Origin of the sequence: Streptomyces sp. DH12 (assembly GCF_020873895.1) — a bacterium.
Taxonomy (GTDB): Bacteria; Actinomycetota; Actinomycetes; order Streptomycetales; family Streptomycetaceae; genus Streptomyces.
Genome location: NZ_JAHWGT010000639.1, coordinates 1 through 536, shown reverse-complemented (window position 1 = coordinate 536; position 536 = coordinate 1). Strand labels below are relative to the sequence as shown.

The 536-nt window shown below is 72.9% G+C and carries 1 protein-coding gene; it reads right to left on the bottom strand.

Translation table 11 applies throughout. The features are described from left to right. A partial coding sequence (locus LPA54_RS36215) for a lyase family protein (protein WP_267487979.1) occupies positions 1-536 on the bottom strand: 536 nt, incomplete at both ends.

The following is a 536-nucleotide window of genomic DNA, read 5'->3' as shown; positions in this document are numbered from 1 at the left end:
ACCGTGCGGTCGGCGAGGAGGCGGGAGACGTTGGCGAGCAGCCGCACCGACTCCAGCACGTTCTTGGCGATCACCGGCAGCATCACGTTGAGCTCGAAGTTGCCGGACGCGCCGGCCGCGGCGACGGTCGCGTCGTTGCCCGTGACCTGCGCGCACACCATCAGCACGGCCTCCGGGATCACCGGGTTGACCTTGCCGGGCATGATCGAGGAGCCGGGCTGGAGGTCGGGCAGGGCGATCTCGGCGAGGCCGGTGCGCGGACCGGACGCCATCCACCGCAGATCGTTCGCGATCTTCGTCAGGCCGACGGCGATCGTGCGCAGCTGCCCGCTGGTCTCGACCACGCCGTCCCGGGCGCCCTGCGCCTCGAAGTGGTTGCGCGCCTCGGTCAGCGGCAGCCCGGTCGCCCGCGCCACCTCCTCGATGACGGCGGCGGAGAACCCGGGCGGGGTGTTGATGCCGGTGCCGACGGCGGTTCCGCCCAGCGGCAGTTCGGCCAGCCGGGGCAGCGAGGCGTGCAGCCGCTCCACGCCGTA